The organism is Devosia sp. UYZn731 (assembly GCF_040546795.1).
Lineage (GTDB): Bacteria > Pseudomonadota > Alphaproteobacteria > Rhizobiales > Devosiaceae > Devosia.
The window spans coordinates 251811-269131 of sequence record NZ_JBEPOL010000007.1; the positions used below are offsets into that span (position 1 = coordinate 251811).

General features: G+C 64.0%; 18 protein-coding genes. 9 read left to right on the top strand and 9 right to left on the bottom strand.

The features are described from left to right. The first annotated feature begins 34 nt into the window (after positions 1 to 34). A complete protein-coding gene (locus tag ABIB57_RS18740; RefSeq protein WP_354042717.1) occupies positions 35 to 1969 on the top strand; it encodes a DUF5054 domain-containing protein in 1935 nt (644 codons plus the stop codon). Here ABIB57_RS18740 and murB read toward each other — a convergent pair. Then, positions 1966 to 2973: a UDP-N-acetylmuramate dehydrogenase gene (gene murB / locus ABIB57_RS18745; protein WP_354042719.1), complete on the bottom strand. Its 1008-nt coding sequence runs from the start codon at positions 2971 to 2973 to the stop codon at positions 1966 to 1968. The genes ABIB57_RS18740 and murB overlap by 4 nt on opposite strands. Positions 2974 to 3143: 170 nt before the next feature. Between murB and ABIB57_RS18750 the strand changes: the two genes are divergently transcribed. Together ABIB57_RS18750 and ABIB57_RS18755 are read left to right on the top strand one after the other, a co-directional pair. Next, the gene (locus ABIB57_RS18750; RefSeq protein ID WP_354042720.1) at positions 3144 to 3635 is read left to right on the top strand and encodes a YciE/YciF ferroxidase family protein; all 492 of its coding nucleotides are present in this window, start codon (positions 3144 to 3146) and stop codon (positions 3633 to 3635) included. 56 nt (positions 3636 to 3691) lie between these two features. Beyond that, on the top strand, positions 3692 to 3916 hold the full coding sequence (locus ABIB57_RS18755) for a DUF2934 domain-containing protein (protein WP_354042721.1): 225 nt from the start codon (positions 3692 to 3694) through the stop codon (positions 3914 to 3916). 99 nt (positions 3917 to 4015) lie between these two features. Here ABIB57_RS18755 and efp read toward each other — a convergent pair whose 3' ends face one another. Further along, complete coding sequence (gene efp, locus ABIB57_RS18760) at positions 4016 to 4585, bottom strand: elongation factor P (protein ID WP_299731434.1); 570 nt, start codon at positions 4583 to 4585, stop codon at positions 4016 to 4018. 140 nt (positions 4586 to 4725) lie between these two features. Between efp and epmA the strand changes: the two genes are divergently transcribed. The 5 genes from epmA (at position 4726) to ABIB57_RS18785 (ending at position 8682) form a co-directional block, all read left to right on the top strand. Further along, positions 4726 to 5784 (top strand): EF-P lysine aminoacylase EpmA, encoded by a 1059-nt coding sequence (epmA, locus tag ABIB57_RS18765; RefSeq protein ID WP_502914426.1) that lies wholly within the window; start codon positions 4726 to 4728, stop codon positions 5782 to 5784. Then, positions 5781 to 6833 (top strand): lysine-2,3-aminomutase-like protein, encoded by a 1053-nt coding sequence (locus ABIB57_RS18770; RefSeq protein ID WP_354042723.1) that lies wholly within the window; start codon positions 5781 to 5783, stop codon positions 6831 to 6833. The genes epmA and ABIB57_RS18770 overlap by 4 nt, the downstream gene beginning before the upstream one ends. A 149-nt stretch (positions 6834 to 6982) precedes the next feature. Further along, entirely contained in the window at positions 6983 to 7735 is a 753-nt protein-coding gene (locus tag ABIB57_RS18775) for a spondin domain-containing protein (protein ID WP_354042725.1), read from the top strand. A 129-nt stretch (positions 7736 to 7864) separates the two neighbouring features. After that, positions 7865 to 8209, top strand: coding sequence for an ArsR/SmtB family transcription factor (locus tag ABIB57_RS18780; protein ID WP_354042726.1), 345 nt, complete (start codon positions 7865 to 7867; stop codon positions 8207 to 8209). After that, complete coding sequence (locus ABIB57_RS18785; RefSeq protein ID WP_354042727.1) at positions 8206 to 8682, top strand: SRPBCC family protein; 477 nt, start codon at positions 8206 to 8208, stop codon at positions 8680 to 8682. The genes ABIB57_RS18780 and ABIB57_RS18785 overlap by 4 nt, the downstream gene beginning before the upstream one ends. A gap of 47 nt (positions 8683 to 8729) precedes the next feature. Here the strand turns inward: ABIB57_RS18785 and ABIB57_RS18790 are convergent, their stop codons facing one another. From ABIB57_RS18790 to ABIB57_RS18800, 3 genes are all read right to left on the bottom strand, one after another. Further along, positions 8730 to 9377: a glutathione S-transferase family protein gene (locus ABIB57_RS18790; RefSeq protein ID WP_354042729.1), complete on the bottom strand. Its 648-nt coding sequence runs from the start codon at positions 9375 to 9377 to the stop codon at positions 8730 to 8732. A gap of 3 nt (positions 9378 to 9380) precedes the next feature. Next, positions 9381 to 11135 (bottom strand): Rieske 2Fe-2S domain-containing protein, encoded by a 1755-nt coding sequence (locus ABIB57_RS18795; RefSeq protein WP_354042730.1) that lies wholly within the window; start codon positions 11133 to 11135, stop codon positions 9381 to 9383. Positions 11136 to 11371: 236 nt separating this feature from the next. Further along, the gene (locus ABIB57_RS18800) at positions 11372 to 12274 is read right to left on the bottom strand and encodes an aromatic ring-hydroxylating dioxygenase subunit alpha (RefSeq protein ID WP_354042732.1); all 903 of its coding nucleotides are present in this window, start codon (positions 12272 to 12274) and stop codon (positions 11372 to 11374) included. 77 nt (positions 12275 to 12351) lie between these two features. On the opposite strand from ABIB57_RS18800, the gene ABIB57_RS18805 reads away from it, so the two are divergent. Further along, positions 12352 to 13386, top strand: coding sequence for an Ldh family oxidoreductase (locus ABIB57_RS18805; protein ID WP_354042733.1), 1035 nt, complete (start codon positions 12352 to 12354; stop codon positions 13384 to 13386). Here ABIB57_RS18805 and ABIB57_RS18810 read toward each other — a convergent pair. From ABIB57_RS18810 to ABIB57_RS18825, 4 genes are all read right to left on the bottom strand, one after another. After that, complete coding sequence (locus tag ABIB57_RS18810; RefSeq protein ID WP_354042735.1) at positions 13367 to 13501, bottom strand: hypothetical protein; 135 nt, start codon at positions 13499 to 13501, stop codon at positions 13367 to 13369. The genes ABIB57_RS18805 and ABIB57_RS18810 overlap by 20 nt on opposite strands. 18 nt (positions 13502 to 13519) lie before the next feature. Beyond that, a complete protein-coding gene (locus ABIB57_RS18815) occupies positions 13520 to 14176 on the bottom strand; it encodes a LuxR C-terminal-related transcriptional regulator (RefSeq protein WP_354042736.1) in 657 nt (218 codons plus the stop codon). Continuing rightward, entirely contained in the window at positions 14173 to 16314 is a 2142-nt protein-coding gene (locus ABIB57_RS18820) for a sensor histidine kinase (RefSeq protein ID WP_354042737.1), read from the bottom strand. The genes ABIB57_RS18815 and ABIB57_RS18820 overlap by 4 nt, the downstream gene beginning before the upstream one ends. 209 nt (positions 16315 to 16523) lie before the next feature. Beyond that, the gene (locus ABIB57_RS18825) at positions 16524 to 17297 is read right to left on the bottom strand and encodes an SDR family NAD(P)-dependent oxidoreductase (protein WP_354042738.1); all 774 of its coding nucleotides are present in this window, start codon (positions 17295 to 17297) and stop codon (positions 16524 to 16526) included. Positions 17298 to 17321: the final 24 nt, after the last annotated feature.

Sequence of the window (17321 nt, forward strand, 5' to 3'; positions counted from 1 at the left end):
AGAGCGAGGCGGCGATATGAAATTCGAGGCGGGCATGACCGACAAAACCATCCATCTGGTGTTCAAGACCCATCTCGACATCGGGTTTACCGACCATGCCGAAAAAGTGCGGCGGCAATATCACGAGCAGTTCATCCCCCAGGCGCTGAACACCGCCGAGCATTTCTATGCCGAGAACCCGGCCGCCCCGGCCTTTGTGTGGACCACGGGGGCCTGGCTGATCTGGGATCACCTCAATACCCAGGACGCTGCCAAGGTGGCGCGGCTGGAGCGGGCCATCGAGCGCGGGCTGATCGTGTGGCATGGGCTGCCCTACACCACTCACACCGAGCTGATGTCGCCCGCGTTGTTTCGCGCCGGGCTGAGCTATGGGCAGGAATTGGATCGCCGCTTCGGCAGGAGCACGATCGCGGCCAAGATGACCGACGTGCCCGGCCAAACACTGGGCATGGTGCCGCTGCTGGCGGAGGGAGGAATCCGGTTCCTGCATCTGGGCGTCAATACAGCGAGCCCGGTGCCGGATGTGCCGCCGATTTTCCGCTGGCGTGCGCCGAGTGGCCAGGAGGTCGTGGTGATGTATCAGGCCTCCTATGGTGAAACCGATTTTCCAGCGGGGCTGGAGATCGGGCTGAGCTTTGCGCATACCAACGACAATATCGGGCCGCAAAGCGTCGGGCAGACGGTGGAGGCCTATCGGGCGCTGGCTCATGCTCATCCCGGGGTGACGGTCAAGGCATCGACGCTGGACGCGTTCGGCGCGGCGATGTGGGCGCGGCGGGATGAGTTTCCCGTGGTCGATATCGAGATCGGCGATAGCTGGATCCACGGCGCGGGCAGCGATCCAGTCAAGATCGCAAAATTTCGGCAGTTGCAGCGGCTGTACGATGGTTACGCGGTGGGCGATCTCACGCCGGAACGGCTGGCCTTCGGGCGCGGGCTGGCAATGGTGGCCGAACACACCTGCGGGGTCGACATCAAGACCTATCTGCGCGACGAGACCGCGTGGGACCGGCCGGCATTCGAAGCAGCGCGGCGGGCCGATTATCGCTTTGCCTATGCGGAGGCCTCCTGGGCCGAACAGCGACACTATATCGACGCGGCGGTAGCGGGCCTGGGGCACGAAGATCGCGGTGAGGCACAGCGCGCGCTGGCCGAGCTGGAGGTCGGGCCGGAGCCATCGGAGCCTCTACATCAGGTGAGCGAACTACGGGTGGATGGCTGGGTGGTGGCGCTGGACGCCACGACCGGCGATGTGGTCTCGATCACACGCCCTGATGGTATTGGCCTCACCGGACGCGACGGCACGCTGATCGGTTATCGCTATGAGAGCTACGACAGCGCCGAGCTGCAAAAACACCTCGACAGCTATCTGCAGCACCGACTTGAATGGGCCATTCTGGATCATGACAAGCCGGGACTGGAACACGCCAAGACCGCTCGGAATGGGGTGTTTGCGCCGCGTTTCGCCGGGGTGGCGGGCGTAACTGCGGTTGGCACGCTGCCTATGGAGGCCTACGAGACGCTGGGGGCGCCGCGACAGGTGGAAATGACGGCCCGGGCCCTCGGCGCCCGGTGGATCGAGCTGAGCTGGGTGCTGCGCGACAAGCCGGCCAATCGCATGCCCGAGGCCAGTTTCATTGTCCTGACGCCGCAGGGTGGTACGGTGTGGGATTATTGCAAGCTAGGCCTGTGGCAAGATGGGGCGCGGATCGCCCGCAAGGGCGGTGGGCAGCTTCAGGGCGTCAGCGCTGTTCGCACTCACATCGGCGACGTACTGCTCACAGTGACTCTGCTCGATACCGCGCTGGTGGCGCCGGCCGCCAGCTCGTTTATGCCGTTCGCAATAGAGCCGCCCGACCTGTCGCAGGGCCTGCGGTTCAACGTGCATAACAATAAATGGGGCACCAATTTCCCGATGTGGTGGGAAGGCGACTTCAAGAGCCGGATCGTGCTGGAACTCGGCGACTAGTAGAATACAGGCTCGGCAGTCAGCCCGATGCCGAAACGCTCGAAGACGGTCGCCTTGATCCGCGCGGCCAGGGCCTCGATTTCAGCGCGGGTGCCGCCACCGTGGTTGACCAGCACCAGAGCGTGGCGATCTGACACGCCGACCTGCCCTTCGCGGGCGCCCTTGAGGCCGCATTGCTCGATCAGCCAGCCGGCGGAAAGTTTAATGCTACCGTCTGGCTGCGGATAGGCAGGGGCGGTGGGATTGGCGGCGCGGACGGTGGCGTGGACGTCGGCGGTCACGACTGGATTGTGGAAGAACGAGCCGACATTGCCGATTTTCTTGGGGTCGGGCAGCTTGCTTTGGCGCAGGGCGATGACTTGGTCCATGACGGCGCGGGGGGACCTGTCGGGCGGCAAGGTGTTAAGACCGGCATAGTTGAGGATCGGCGCCCATTGGGCCGGCAGGGCGAAGCGGACGCTGGTGACGATGTAGCGGCCCGGCTCGGCCTTGAAGACGCTCTGGCGATAGGCGAAGCGGCACTCGGCAGCGCTGAAGGTGCATAAGGCCCGAGTTTGCGTATCAAAGGCGGTGAGGCTGTCGAAGCGGTCGGCCAGTTCCAGCCCATAGGCGCCGATATTCTGCACCGGCGAGGCGCCGACCGTGCCGGGGATCAGCGCCAGGTTCTCGAGGCCGGGCAGGTCGTTGTCGAGCGTCCAGACGACGAAATCGTGCCAGGTTTCACCGGCCGCGGCCTCGACGATATTGTTTTCGCCATCCTGACCAATCAGCGTTTTGCCCTTGATGGCCATCAGTAAGGTGAGCCCGTCAAACTGCGGTGACAGTATAACATTGCTGCCGCCGCCCAGTACATGCACGGGCAGGCCATGGGCGCGCGCATAGTCATAGGCCGCGGTCAATTCATCCGGGCTGGTGATGATCGCGCCCAAGCGGGAACTGGCAGACAAGCCAAAAGTGTTCGCGGCGGTCAGGTCCATGCTCTGGATCAGTGAAAATGTGGTCACGCGAGGTCCTGCTTGGCGGTGGCGATAGGGTTAGTGCGGGATATCGCCGAAATGGCGACGGCGCAATCCGCGCCCTTTGTACGCTTGGATTCATTGATCAGGTCGGAACTTCGTCAGGGGATTCTCGTTCACTGACCAGCGTCACCCCATCACCACTGGAGTGCAAACACATGGCCGAAGAAAAAACTCTCGACGACCTCTTTCTCGATACCCTCAAGGACATCTACTACGCCGAAAAGCAGATCGTGAAGAACCTGCCGAAGATGGCCAAGGCCGCAACCGCCCCCGAACTCAAGGCCGGCTTCGAGCAGCACGCCGAAGAAACCCAGGGCCATATCGATCGGCTGGAGCAGGTGTTCGAGCTGATCGGCAAGCCCGCTCGCGGCAAGACCTGCGACGCGATTCTGGGCATTCTGGAAGAAGGCAAGTCCATCATGGAGGACTTCAAGGGCACCGTGGCGCTGGACGCCGGCCTGGTTTCCTCTGCGCAGGCGGTCGAGCACTACGAAATCGCCCGTTACGGCACGCTCAAGACCTGGGCAATCCAGATGGGCCTGACCGATGCGGCAGCCCTGCTCGATGCGACGCTCAAGGAGGAAGTCGCCACCGACAAAAAGCTGTCGCAGGTCGCGACCTCCGTCGCCAACCGCAAGGCCGCTTAAGCTCACTTGGCGCGGAGCCAAGCTCCGCGCCAATTTCCAGTCATGCGGCAGATATAATGCGCAAGAATACGGCAGTGGCCGAAGCCATCAGGCGCACGGCATATTTCTTATGGGAGCACGATGGGCGCCCCGAAGGGCGCAGCTTTCATTATTGGCTGCGCGCCAAGGACATGCATATGCGCCAGATGGCTTATGACCAATGGCTGGCCGAGGGTGCGCCACCCGGACGCGCCGTCGCCAATTGGCTGGATGTTGCCGAGGAAATCGACAAGGAATCGTAGAGTGCGCCCGGGGGCTCGGCCCTGCGAGCGTAGCTCCGGGCTAGACCCGCTAAAAACGCGCCACTGGCGCGTTTTTGCTTTGCGCCGAAAAGCCGCAGGTCAGTCCTTGGCGCGCTCGACGTAGGAATTGTCTTCGGTCAGGATCACGATGCGAGTGCCGGCGCCGATATGGGGCGGTACCATGACGCGCAGGCCATTGCTGAGCAAAGCGGGCTTGTAGGAAGACGATGCCGTCTGGCCCTTGACCACTGGCTCGGTCTCGACGATTTCGGCGGTTACGCGCTGGGGCAGAGCGAGCGCGATGGCGACGCCTTCGAAAGTCTTGAGATAAACCTTCATGCCATCGGTGAGATAGGCCTTGTCGTCGCCGATGACGTCCTCGGTCACGGTGATCTGGTCGAAGTTTTCCGGGTTCATGAAGTGGAACCCCTCGCCGTCGCCATACAGGTAATCATATTCGCGCTCGTCGACGTCGGCCTTTTCCACCATTTCGACAGTGCGCCAGCGACCGACGACCTTCACGCCATCCTGGATGCGACGCATGTTGACGTTGGTGATGGAATTGCCCTTACCGGGATGCACATTCTCGGCGGTCAGCACGATGTGCAGCTTGCCGTCCTGTTCGACGACATTGCCCTTGCGCAGCGAGGAGGCGATGACCTTGACCATTATTCTTCCTTGTTCAAGCGGTGGCGGCGGCCTAAAGGAGCGGCAACAGAGACGATCCGGGCGCACTAATTGGTGGTTGGGTGCCCCGATACCTCAATTCCGCCGAAACTGCCAGTCCCGAGCACGAAAGAGCAAAGCTGTTGGCCACAATCGCGCAATCGCCATGGTGGACGCCTGCGGTTCACGCCGACCGGCGACCGATCCTATTGGCGCGCAACCGCATCGAGACCGCCATCAGGGGCTATCTGGTGGACCAGGATTTCTTGATGGTGGACCCGCCGGGGCTGCAGCGTTCGCCTGGCAACGAGACACATTTGCACGCGTTTTCAACCATGGCCATCGGCAATGACGGGCAGGCCGAGACGCTGTATCTGCATACGTCGCCCGAGTTCACGATGAAAAAGCTGCTGGCGGCGGGCGAGCAGCGGATTGCCAGCCTGGGGCATGTATGGCGCAACCGGGAGCGCGGGCCGCTGCACAGCCCCGAGTTCACCATGCTGGAATGGTATCGGGTGGGCGAGGGCTATGAGGCGGTGATGGACGATTGCGCCGCCATGCTGCGATTGGCGGCGGCGGGCGCGGGGACAAGCGTGCTGCGCTATCGCGACCGCGAATGCGATCCATTTGCCGAGCCGGAGCGGTTGAGCGTGGTGCAGGCCTTTGAGCGCCACGCGGGAATTGACCTGTTGGCGAGCATGGATGCGGACGGTTCGACCGATGCGGCGGGCCTTGCGGCACAGATGCGCGGGCGGGGCATGGGCGTGCCCGACGAGTACACCTGGTCGTATCTGTTCAGCCTGGTTTTGACCGAAAAGGTCGAGCCGCAACTCGGCCTGGGGCGAGTTACGATCCTGGATGAATATCCTTCGGCCGAGGCCGCATTGGCGCGGAAATCGGGGCGCGACGGGCGGGTGGCAGAGCGGTTCGAGGTTTATGCCTGCGGGGTCGAGCTGGCCAACGGGTTTGGCGAATTGACCAATGCGGACGAGCAGCGTCGCCGGTTTGGCCTCGAGATGGAGGAGAAGCGGCGGCTCTATGATGAGGCTTATCCTTTGGATGAGGATTTCCTGGCCGCGCTGGCGATCATGCCGGAGGCGAGCGGGATCGCCATGGGATTCGACCGCGTGGTGATGCTGGCGACGGGTGCGCCGAAAATCGATTGGGTGATGTGGGCGCCAGTCGTGGAGGCGGGGACATGACAGTGCACCGCGCTATCAAGAGCACGGATGAACTGGTCGAAGCCGGGCTGATCGAGGTTGGCGATCACGACGGCATCGCGGCGGTCACGCAAAAATATGCGCTGGCAATTTCGCCGACGATGGCGGGGCTGATCGATCATGACGACCCCAACGATCCCATCGCCAGACAATTCGTGCCCGATCCGCGCGAACTGGTGACGACGCCGGACGAGCGGGCCGATCCGATTGGCGATCTGGCGCATTCGCCCCTCGAGGGGATCGTGCATCGGTATCCCGACCGGGTGCTGCTCAAGGCGGTGCATGTTTGCCCGGTCTATTGCCGGTTCTGTTTCCGTCGCGAAATGGTGGGGCCGCAGGGGCTGGGCACTTTGGCGCCCGAGGCGCTTGAGGCGGCGTTTGGCTACATCCAGAGCCATACCGAGATTTGGGAAGTGATCCTGACCGGGGGCGATCCGCTGGTGCTGTCGCCGCGACGGCTGCGGGCGATGATGGAGCGGCTGGCGCAGATTCCGCATGTGAAGATCGTGCGGTTCCATACCCGGGTGCCCGTGGTGGAGCCGGAACGCTGCGACGCCGAACTGATCGCGGCGCTCAAGGCGTGTGGCAAGCAGGTCTATATCGCGCTCCACGCCAATCACCCGCGCGAAATGGGTGAGGCAGCGCGGGGCGCCTGTGCGCGGCTAGTGGATGCGGGCATCGTGATGCTGAGCCAGTCGGTGCTGCTGCGGGGCGTCAATGACGATGTCGAGACGCTGGCGGCGCTGATGCGGGTCTTTGTCGAGAATCGAGTGAAGCCCTACTACCTGAACCATCCCGACCTAGCGCCGGGGACATCGCATTTCCGACTGAGCATCGACGAAGGCCAGAAGCTGGTCGCGGCGCTGCGCGGTACCATTTCAGGGCTGTGCCAACCGACCTATATCCTCGATATCCCCGGCGGTTACGGCAAGGCCGATATCGGGGCCAGCAGCATCGAGGCGATGCCGGACGGGCAGTACGAGGTCACCGATTTCCGGGGCGGCGTGCATCAGTATCCGCCGATCGGCTAGGGCTCGCGGCGGCTCTTTGTCAGTAGTGGCAACTCTATTTTCCCGCCGGACGTAACTTTCCGTTCGGTGCCCGCGAACTCATGGTCACGGGCGGCAAGATGATCGTCCTAGCGACAAAATTCAGCAAACCACATCGTGAGGAATTCGCCATGACTCTCCGTTTGAGCCACAGGACTGCTATTGCCTATTCGATACTGTCCCTTGCAGCCATTACCGTGCCCGCATTCGCCCAAAATGCCATGGCGCCCGATGCCATGATGAACGACATGATGATGGCCAACGACACCGCGGCCATGGGATCGCCGATGATGAGCGAGGGTGGCAAGACCATCATGATCACCATCGAGAATGTGCTGACTGGCCAGCCCTTTTCGCCATCGGTGGTTGAGAGCCACACCAGCGACGCGGCGCCGCTGTTCAAGCTGGGCGACAAGGCCAGCGATCCGCTGGTGCCGGTCGCCGAAGGCGGCAATATCGGCATGTATAGCGTGATGGCGGCGATGAATAAGGATTCCACCATCGGCGATGCGCAACTGGCGATCCATACGCTGCCAGGGCAGACGCGCGTGCTCTATGTGCATGTCGATGAAAAGCACCCACTGATCGACGGCGTCTGGATGCTCGGCAACACCAATGACGGCTTTTCCGGCTTTACCGGTGTCGATGGCTTCAGCCTGACGGCGCCGATGACTATCGACGTGCGCGGCTATGATGCTGGCTCGGAAAAGAACAGCGAGAAGAAGGGCTTTCTTGGCGCCCTGGGCGGCGGCAATGAGCGCGATCCCGAAAATGGCGTCATCACCCACCATACGGGTATTCGTGGCGATGCCGACGCGCCCAAGGAATGGAACTGGGACGTCAATGGCCCGGTGGCGCATGTAACCTTCACCCCCATTCAATAACACCCTGAATACAGCGTCATCGGCCGCGATGCATATCAGTGTCGCGGCCTTTTTGTACCCTTGGACGGGATATGGCCGCTGGCATCACTTAGCTCTTGCACTAAGTGTTTTGCGATGATACTTAGCCTTATGGCTCAGCAATCAGAACAGCTCGACGGCATTTTCCAGGCTTTGGCGGACCCGACGCGGCGGGCGGTGCTGGGGCGATTGGGGCGCGGGCCGGCCAGCATCAGCGATCTGGCCAAGCCGTTCGACATGGCGCTACCGTCGTTCATGAAGCACATCCATTTTCTGGAGGGCAGCGGGCTGATCCAGACCCGCAAGGAGGGTCGCGTGCGCACCTGCGCCATCGACAAACAGCGCTTTGCCACCATCGAGGCGTGGCTGAACGATCAGCGCGCCCTATGGGAGGGGCGCACCGACAGGCTGGAACAATTCGTGCTCAAGACGCAAGACAAGGAAACACCCAAATGAACTTCATGCTGAATCCCGATACTGACCTGACGATCTCGCGCGTCATCAAGGCGCCCCGTGCGCGAGTGTGGAGCGCCTGGGCCGATGCGCGCAGTTTCGAGCAGTGGTGGATACCGGAGCCGGCCAGGTGCAAGGTGGTGGATATGGAGCTGCGCGCCGGTGGGGCGTTCCAGACGCTGATGAGCGAGAACGGCGGTGAGTTCGGACCGCATTTGAACGCGTGCTTCCTCGATGTCGTCGAGGGCGAGCGGATCGTTTTCACCAACGCGCTGACGGGCGGCTGGCGGCCGGCCGCTCAACCGTTCATGACGGCGATCATTACGCTGGCGGATCATCCCGACGGCACCGAATACCTCGCCCAGGTGATGCACAAGGATAATGCCGACCGCAACATGCACGCCGAAATGGGGTTTTACGACGGTTGGGGCACGGTGATCGAGCAGTTGGCCAAGCGGATGGAAGCTGGGGCGTAGCACCAAAACACCAGCACCGGTCGGGAGGCGAGCCGGCAGGTTTCGACCTATTCGGCTGCCGCCCGCCCGGCTGGGAAAATGCCCGACATGACGGTGAAGCCGGGAATGCGGCGCACGCGATCGCTCCAGCGGCGGATGGCGGGGTAGTCCATGCGCGAGATGTTGCCTTCCTCGCTGAGCATTACGTAGGGGAAGCAGGCGATGTCGGCGGTGGTCGGATGTTGGGAAGCGCAAAGCCAGTCGCGGCCCTCGCGCTCACCGAACCAGAGGTGTTCGTCCATCAGTCGGAACAGGCGGTGGGCGCCGGCTTGCGCCTTGGCCAGGTCGAAATCGTAGAACATGCCCAGCGCCAGGCGGGCGGCGGAAGCCGTGGCGGTGATGTCATCGGCGAAGGCATGCCATTGCAAAACTTCGGAAAGCTGGGCCGGCTCGGTGGGAAACCACAGGCCGGTTGGGTCGTATTTTCGGGCGAGGTAGGCGAGGATCGCGCCGCTATCGCGCAGGACCAGACCGTCATCGACCAACACTGGAAGCTGGCCGAGCGGGTTGAGCTTGAGGAACCAGTCGGATTTGTGCTGGCGGCCGGGGTAGAAATCAACCGGGATGATGTCGTAGCGGACGCCGAGAATGCTCATCAGCAGGCGCAGCTTGTAGCAATTGCCGGAGAGTTCGAAGTCGTAAAGGGTGATTGCCATGGCTCAGATATCCAGCACGAGACGAGGGGTCAGCGAGCGGGAGACGCAGGTCATCATGCAGTTGTTGGCGCGCTTTTCACTGGCGTTGAGATAGACATCCTGATGGTCGGGGGTGCCCTCCATGACGCCGGTGAGGCAGGTGCCGCAGGCGCCTTGCTCGCAGGATGAGGAGACTTGCAGGCCGGCTTCGCGCATGACCTCGAGGATGGTTTTGCCCGAGGGGATGTGCAGCGTCATCGCGGAGCGGGCGAGTTCGATTTCGAAGGCGGAGCTGTCGTCGATGACGCGGTCGTTGCGGAAATATTCGTAGTGCACGGCTTCGTCGGGCCAGCCGAGATCGGCGGCAGTGTTGCGCACGGTTTCGAGCAGGGAGCCGGGGCCGCAGATATAGACGTGCTGGGCGAAGCTGTGGGCGCCGAGGGTGTTGGCGATGGTCTGCGCGACGGCCTGGCGGGGTAGGCCGATGTGGAGGGTGACGTTGGCACCAAGGGCGTCGATCTGGTCGCGGAAGGCGATCTGGTCCTCTGAGCGGACGATGTAGTGCAGCTCGTAGGGCAGGTTGGACTTGGCGAGGAAACGCGCCATCGAGAGGATGGGCGTGATGCCGATGCCGCCGGCGATGAGCACGGTGCGGATGGTATCGCGGCGCAGGGGAAAGTTGTTGCGGGGCTCGGAAATGGCCAGCACGTCGCCTTCGCGGACGGCGTCGATCAGCACTTCGGAGCCGCCCTTGGAGGCGAGGTCGCGCTTGACGCCGATGGTGTAGCTGAGCAGTTCGCCGGGACCATTGGTGATGGAATATTGGCGGCTGAGGCCATTGGGCAGGTGCACGTCGATATGGGCGCCGGGCTGGAAGGTGGGCAGGTGATTGCCATCGAGCGCGGCCAGTTCGAAGGCGGTGATGCCGGTGGCGGTTGCCCATTTGCGCTTGATCACGGCGCGCAGGGTGAGCGCGCTGCCGATGGTGATTTCGGGCATGCTGGAGAGTTCGACCGAGACCTTTTCGAAGCTGGGGCTGAGCGGTTCGGGGACGGGCTTACGGGCGGCGGCGCGTTCGAGGCGGTCGCGGAGCGTCTTCAGGCCATCATTATGCCGCCTGAGCTGCTCCACGACATCGGGGAAGGCGTGATCCAGCATGCCACGCACGACACTGCGATTAGAGTCTACAGGCTGTACGAAGTAGAGGATGCTATGATCTCTCTCTGTCAGTTCGGCGGTTAGCTTCACCGCAAAGCCTGGCAGGCGTGTAGCGACGGTAGCCACGCCAAGAATGCCCTTTTCAGCGGTCACCGCATACTGCTCGAGCGCCGCCAATACGTCGTCTGCCGGAGCATTGATTGGCATCGGTCGTAGAGCAAGCCAGTCCTGATCGGCATCACCGGGGAACGCAAAGTCGCCAGCGCCATTGTTGGCCGACCAGACTAGGCCGAAGGCTTCGATGGCCGGATAGGTGGTGTTGGTGATGCGGCGGGCGGGGGCGTCGGCGGGGTGGGCGGGGATATAGGTGCAGCCGGCTGAGCGGTTGGCGTAGCGCCAGCCGTGATACTGGCATTTGAGCTCGGCGCCCTCGTTGATGCCGATTGAGAGGCGCACGCCGCGATGCAGGCAGCGGTTTTCCCACACGTTCACATTGCCGTCGTCGGCGCGCCAGATGGCGAGTTCGCGGCCAAGGAGCTGGCCGTGGAAGACATGGCGCAGCGGGAGATCGGTGCTGGAGGCGACGGGGTACCAGGTGGTGTCGGTGGTGGAGAGGGTCATTGGAGTTGATCCGGGGTCGGTCGGATCGCGCCACGATCGATGGAGTTTGGGACAGCTACCCTGGCGTACGGGGCGGCTCGAGGGAATATCACACCCACTGGCGCTTCCCGCGGACTTGATCCGCGGGTCTTTATGGGCATGCAAAGCGTGTGGAGAGTGGGCCGCGGATCAAGTCCGCGGGAAGGTCGGCGGGTGGGGCGAGATCGGGCCATTTCTGGTCGGCTTGCCCTCAATCCTCAGCTCGCCATCGGAATCGTGCCGTAGGTGATGCCTTTCTGGCTCAACCATCGCCGGTAGGCGATGGCGGATTTGTCGGCGCGGATGGGGGTTTCGGCGCGGGGGTCGAGTGGGAGGCGCTTGGGGTATTGGTTTTCGAGGATCGGCTTGTCCTGGCCGAAAATGGTCTGCTGGAAGCGGCGCAGGTCGGTGATGGTGGAGGTGCTGTCGATCATCGATTGCAGCAGGTGGGCGCGGGTGGTTTCGGCGGTCATCGGCTGCAGGAAAATGGCGATGACGTCCTGGCGGGTCACGTCCTCGGGGCAGGATTTGTAGAGTACCGAGCAGAACGGGTGCGGCACGCGGTAGATATATTCGACCTCGATGCCTTCGGTGGCGCTCAGCGCGGCGCGGGGCTGGAAAAAGCGGCAGCGGGTGGCCAGGACCTCGTCACGTTCCTCGGAGACTTCGACGTCGTATTCCTTGACCTCGGTATGCGGCTCGGCGCCCAGAATGTCGGTGTGGACATAGGGGAAGTGGCCCATGTCGAGGAAGTTTTCCACGATGCGCGGGGCCGACGAGCCGACACCGATGGAGCCGCAACTCATGTTGACGCGGTCGCTCTCGGCATATTCGGGAATGGGGAACAGGTGGTCGGGCGGATTGCCAAAGCTGGTCCAGATATAGCCGTAGCCGGTGATGACCGGCAGGCGGGCGGTGATGCTCGTCAGGTCGATGGTGTCGCCGTGTTCCTCATTGGTGCGGAGCCAGACGACAGGCGTGCCCTCAGTGTCGCGGGAGAAGGCGATGCGCTGGTCGAGCAGCAGCGTGGTTTGCACGATGCCCACAGGAGTCTCGTCGACGGCGGCGATGACCTGCCAGAGATCGCGGGTGACGGCATCGATCGGGGATGGGGTGGTCATGGGCATTATCTCGTGGCAGGTGTGATGTCACAATAAACGGGTCGCGCGGCGTTGCCAGTATAAACTTGGAGCATGAGATGGCGGTGGGTGAGGGCGCGCGGTTTCCGTTGGCGGAACTGGAAGTGCGGGTAGCGGCGGCCTTGCGGCAAGCAGGGGCCAGCGAGGCATCGTTGCAGGCGGCAACGCGGGCGATGCTGCATGCCTCGCGGGTCGGCGTGGACAGCCATGGCATCAGGCTGGTGGAGCATTATTGCGCCATGTTGGCGGGCGGGCGGCTGAACAAGAACCCGCAGTTGAGGGTCGATATTCGCGCGCCCGGCAGCGCCATGGTGGATGGGGACGACGGGCTGGGGCATTACGCGGCGTATAAAGCGGTCGAGGTTGGGTGCGAACTGGCGCGGGTGAATGGCGTGGCCGGCGTCGGCATTGCGCATTCTTCGCATCTGGGGGCGGCGGGGGCGTATGCGCTGGCGGGGGCCGAGGCGGGGTTCGTGGCGTTCGCCACCACCAACACCGATTCCATGGTGGCGCTGCATGATGGCGCGGCGCGGTTTCATGGCACCAATCCGCTGGCTTTCGCCGCGCCGGTGCCGGGGCAAAAGCCGTGGTTGCTGGATATGGCGACGTCCTCGATCCCGATGAACCGGGTGCTGCTGCATCGCTCGATGGGAGTGGACCTGCCCGAGGGCGTGGCGGCGGATGCGGCGGGGCAGATGGTGACCGATCCGCAGGCGGTGGAAATGCTGCTGCCGCTGGGCGGGCAGGGCTATGGCTATAAGGGCGCGGGGCTGGCCGGGGTGGCGACGCTGTTTTCGGCGCTGCTGACGGGCACGACGCTGGATACCGATTTCATCCCGATGTTCGGCGGCGGGGATATTTCAACGCCGCGAAACATGGGGCATTTCGTGATGATCGTGGACCCGGACAAGTTCGTCGGGCGCGAGATATTCGGGATGATGATCAGGCGCTATCTGGAAAGCCTGCGTGGCGCGCCGGCGCGGGCAGATGGCACCGTGATGGCGCCGGGGGACCGGGAATGGGCTGAGGTGGAGCGGCGCGAGGCCGAGGGGGCGCCTGTCGATCCCGATACGATCAGGTTTTTGGGGCTGTAGCGGCGACGCCGCCTTGGGCAACCAGGCGAGGGACTTCGGATAGCGTGAAGTCCTTGGGCAGGAAAATGACGACCGCCAAAGCGCCGACGATAAGCACAGTCCACAGGATACGCATTACAAAACTCCTCGAGCCTCAGGCAAGTCCCCGTTTCAGCGCCTCGCGGGTGGCCTCCGCGCGGCTCGAAATATTGAGCTTCTGATAGATCACCTTAACATAGGACGCCACGGTCTGGGGTTGAAGGCCCAGACGGGTAGCGGCCTCCGATACGGTCATGCCGCGTGCCAGCAGGGTTAACACTTCGGTCTCGCGCGGGCTGAGGCCGGAGGTGTCGGGGCGGGCCAAAGTGGGGCCACGGAAATGGGCCAGCATACGGTGGGCGATGGAGGGGGAGAGCGGCGGCTCGCCGCTTTCGATGCGCTTGAGATAGCCCACAAGCAGGTTCGCCTCCTCATCCTTGAGCACATAACCACGCGCGCCGGCGGCGATCGCCTCAAACAGGTGGGCGTCATCGTCATAGATGGTGGCGACGACGGGCAGCGCATCGGGAAACTCGGCGGCGAGGCGGCGCACGATATCGACGCCCGAGCCGTCGGGCAGGCCGATATCGACAACGGCGAGGGTGAGCTTGGTGCCATTGGTGTCGAGCCATTGATGGGCGGCCTTGAGCGTGCCAGCGGTGGCGACGCGCAGGCCGGGAAAGGCGCTGTCGAGGACGCCCAGCATCCAGTCGCGCGTGTGCGGTTGGTCTTCCACCAAGAGGCAGAGGCCGGTTTGAGGTGACGTGTTCATGGCGCCGACCCTAGCGCTTCGGGCAGGACTGACGGCCCCCGATCCGGGGTGGGCACGATGGCGCGCAGCGGGATGTCGAGGCCGATGGCGGTGCCCTTGCCGGTATTGGCCAAGGTCAGGCGGCCGCCGACATCCTCGACGCGGTGACGCAGGTTGCGCAGGCCAAAGCCCTGGCTATCGCCAGCCAAAGCAGTGGTGGCGAGGCCGATGCCATTGTCGGCGAAGTGGAGGGCGAGGCGGTCGCCGTCGAGGTCGAGACTGACGGCCAGCGTGCTCGCCTCGGCATGGCGGATGACGTTGGAGACGATTTCGCGCACCGAGGAGGTCAGCGCCTTGTGCAGGCGATAGTCGAGCTGGATGGTGTCGCCGGGGATATCGTTGACCGGCCAATCCAGCGCGATGCCGGCAGCTTCCATGCGCCGCGCGGTTTCGTGGCGGGTTTCGGCGAGGACGCGGTCGAGGCTGGCTTCATCGCCGGACAGACCCGAGACGATGGCCCGAATGTCCGAGAGCGCAGCCTGCAATATGGGACGCGTGGCCGTGTCGGCGGTGTGCAGGCCCGTCAGCAGGCGGGCGCCGACATCGTCGTGCAGGTCGCGGGCCATGCGGCGGCGCTCCTCGCCGACACCGCGCGTATAGGCGGCGCGACCGGCCTCGGCGTGCTCGGTGAGGGTGACGAGTTGATTGGCAAGCTGCAGATGCTCGGGCGCAAACAGCCCGCGGCCGGCGAACGGATAGGCCAGGCGGAGCGCTGGTGCCCCGGCGATTGCGGGCAGGAACAGGGTCAGTCCATCGCTGGTAAGGCTCGGTTGGGCGGCGCCGGCATCGGCTTCGGCCAGTTCCAGCGGGTCGAACAGGCGCACCAGCAGATCGCGCCAGCGGATGGCGCTATCCTGGCGGGAGGGCGCGAAGGCCACGTCGATGGCGGCCGCGAAAAGCTGGTGATCCTCGATCTGGCGACTGCGGGTCAGGCGCTGCCAGAGCCAGTCGCGCAGAGGCAGATAGAGGAAACCGACGGTCACCAGCGCCAGCCCGAAAGCGGGAGCGCTATCGAGATCGAGCGTAACCACCAGCACGGCGTCAAAGGTAAGCAGCAGCAGCGCGCCCACGGTATAGAACAGGATGCGATAGGCCCAGCGGCCCAGCTCGAACAAACGGTAGCGCAGCAGGCCCAGGGCGAGGCCGACATAGATGACGACGAGCACGCCGGTAACATGGCTCTGCGGCACGCCGAAGGGCAGGTGTAGCACCACAGGCGCGGCGCCCAGCAGGGTATAGCTACCGGCGCCGGCGATCACCGACAAGCCGATCCAGCCCAGCGCGGCGCGATCCGACGGATGCCGGCGGGTCGACCACCACTGCGCGGCGATGGTGATGAAAATGGCCAGCGTTTCCAGCGCTACCCATAGATAGAGCTGGGACGGGCCGGCACCGATCTTGGCGAGGTCGAGCCCCATGGCGACCAGCAGCGCCAGCGGCAGAACCAGCAGCCAGCGTGGGCGGACCAGCGGGCGCGGATAGCTCAGGAACAGACCGATAATGGCGAGGCCGAAGGTCAGCGAGCCGGCGTGATTGATCGGGGTCATCGTGGCGAACCAATCGCCGTTGATGGCCAGTTCGCGGTTGGCATAGAGGGCCGACGTGGCGGTGGCGCCGATCAGGCCGACGGCGGTCAGCGCGAACATGATCGGCCCCAGCGCGCGTGGGCGCAGCGCCCAGACCCAGCCGGCGATTAGCGTGCCCGCAATGCCGGTGAGGAACTGCACCCAGAAGCCGCTGGGCAGCGTCCACCACGGGCTGCTCTTGGGATAGGCCACGGCGGTGTAATCTGCCCCGGTCAGCGGGTTGACGAGATAGAGCATTACGCTGGGCTGCGCCAGGATCGCCGCCAGCATGGATTGGCGGGCATAGAAGGCGTCGAGCGCCGCATAGGTGTCCAGGCTATCGGGCTCGGGGCGGACGTCGTCGGCCTCGAGCGGGATCGGGTCAGCGGGGGCGCTGCCGGGGGCGGGCACCGTGCCAATGGCTCGCAGCTTGGCGCCCGGGACGATGCCCGGATTGTCGATCCGCGCGCTCAGGTCGACGCTCGCAACGGTGACGACGGTGCCATCGGGGGATGCGAGGAGCGTCAGACCCATGCGTGGCATGCTGGTGGCTGCCGCAAAGGTCACCCATGACAAAACCGCACAGAGCAGCACAACGGCGACAAGCAGGAGACCGGGCGAGGCGGCAGCGGGTTTCATCCCCGCATATGAGGGCGGATTTTTTGCTGGTGCAACAGAATGGTTAGCGCATTGTTAAGGGCAGTCTTCACCTCTCTCCCAAAAGGGCGAGGTGAAGAGGAGCCTCACCCCTCGCGATGAATGGCAAATGGCCCCCAAGCCTGGGTGGTGGCCATCATTTCGAGGCGGTTGATGTTGACGTGGGCGGGCAGGGTGGTGGCCCAGAAGATGGCTTCGGCGATGTCGTCGCCGTTCATCGGCGTGGTGCCCGCATAGGGGGCGGCCGCCTTGGTGTCGTCGCCCTTGAAGCGGACCAGCGAGAATTCGGTTTCGGTCAGGCCGGGCTCGATATTGGTGACGCGGACATTCTTGCCTTGCAGGTCGCTGCGCAGGTTCATGGCGAACTGCTTCACGAAGGCCTTGGTGGCGCCATAGACGCTGCCGCCCGGATAGGCATATTCGCCGGCCACCGAACCCAGGGTGACGATATGGCCGCCGCCGCGAGCGATGACGCCGGGTAGCAGGGCGCGGATGGTGACCATCAGGCCGCGGATATTGGTATCGACCATGGTTTCCCAATCATCGAGATTGGCTTGGTCTGCTGGCTGCAGGCCCAGCGCCAAACCTGCATTGGCGAGCACGATATTGACCGCGTCGAAGGGGGCTGGCAGGCCCGCAATGGCAGCTTCGAGGGCAAGGCGATCGCGGACATCCAGCTCGATGATGTGGCAGCGCTCGCCGAGCTCCGCCTTGAGATCGGCGAGACGATCGCCCCGGCGGCCGGAGGCGATGACGCGGGCACCGGCGGCGATATAGCGGCGGGCGGCGGCGGCGCCGAAGCCGGAGGTCGCTCCGGTGATGAAGACGGTGAAGCCGGCGGGGTCGAGCGTGGGGTACATTGGGCAAGTCCGAGTGGGAGGTTG